The sequence below is a fragment of the Pseudomonas sp. NPDC089918 genome, assembly GCF_050280605.1.
Lineage (GTDB): Bacteria > Pseudomonadota > Gammaproteobacteria > Pseudomonadales > Pseudomonadaceae > Aquipseudomonas.
The window spans coordinates 1-1,282 of sequence record NZ_JBNNVP010000108.1 but is presented as its reverse complement, the minus strand read 5'-3'; the positions used below and the strand labels follow the sequence as shown (position 1 = coordinate 1,282).

Below are 1,282 nucleotides of genomic sequence, written 5' to 3'. Positions count from 1 at the left end.
ATGTAGAAACGGATACATCCTTTACAATCGAGACCGGGGACATCCTTTACGTTTTTGTGGGTTTGAAAGGCGGTTTTCACCGCTTTTCAAACGACCTAAAAGGTAATTGCACAAATACACTTCCCAGACCTCATCTTCCACCTCCTTCAGCCCTAGTGCCTCACCCACCAGCGATTCGCTGACAAATACCATTCCGCCTTTCCACTTCATTGAACCGTTTTGCCGGACTTTTCTGACCAGCATTTGTGAAGGGTAATTCACCTCCGGCACACGTCCGTCGTAGAGGCGGCTGGATGGCACATAAACATCCGCCGGAACCTTCATTGCCAGGGCCTTGTGAGGGCGTTCGTAGTTGTATTCGTGGCGAAACCGTTCAAACGCCAACTGCTGCTGTACCAAATTATGCTCAGGTGTCTGAAGCAGCGCAGCCTTGAGGGTTCGGTGCATTCGTTCATGGCGGCCATTCTGGTCAGGGCGTCCGGGCTGGATACGCTCGGGATAGATACCCAAGCGTATGAACCAGGCCGCCAGGCTGGAGATGCGCGACACGCCGGTCGAGGCAAAAGGTGAACCGTTATCCGTACGAATGACATTGGGCAACCCATACTCTCGAAAAGCCCAGTCAAATCCTTCGCGCGCCCCAGCCACACTACTTTGCGCCCGACAAAGTAAGAGGAATCGACTGACATGATCGGAGATCGTCAAAGGAAAGCAGCGCTGACCTGATTGCAGGGCGAAGTCGCCTTTGAAATCCGCCGCCCATGTTTGATTGGGCTCTGTGGCTTCGCGTAACGGAATAGGCCCCGTCGGTGGGCGATTAAGGAAACGTCGTTTTTGCACCAGACCTGCACGCTTGAGCCATTCGCCAGCGGTGCTCAACGCGGGCCAAGACAGCTCCGCGTGCGTATTTTTAAGGTTGTGAACCAACTTCTCAGGCCCCCAACTCGGATGCTCGCGCTTATAAGCGATCAGCAACTCAAGGACATGCTCACTGATTTGATGGGGGCTGTGATGCGGACGTCTGGACAGCTCTTTGAGGCCGTCGATGCCACGTTCAGCATAGCGCGCCAGCCACTTGTCCAAAGTGGGCCGGCTGACACCGTAATGCCGTGCCAGCTCACATTTGGAATAGGCGCCGGACATCCAGTCGCCTACGAGTTTCACTCTCTGATCCATTGGGGACTCTCGATTCCAGGGCATGGTCAGGCACCTCCTGACCGTATTTCATACCTGTAAACGATGTCTCCGGTTTAAAACGTAAAGGATGTCTCCGGTTTCTACC

The 1,282-nt window shown here is 54.1% G+C and carries 1 protein-coding gene; it reads right to left on the bottom strand.

Annotated features, from left to right (window positions below; genetic code table 11):
• Positions 1-21: 21 nt before the first annotated feature.
• The gene (locus tag ACQKPC_RS30390; RefSeq protein WP_063341729.1) at positions 22-1,200 is read right to left on the bottom strand and encodes an IS481 family transposase; all 1,179 of its coding nucleotides are present in this window, start codon (positions 1,198-1,200) and stop codon (positions 22-24) included.
• Between the last annotated feature and the right edge of the window lie 82 nt (positions 1,201-1,282).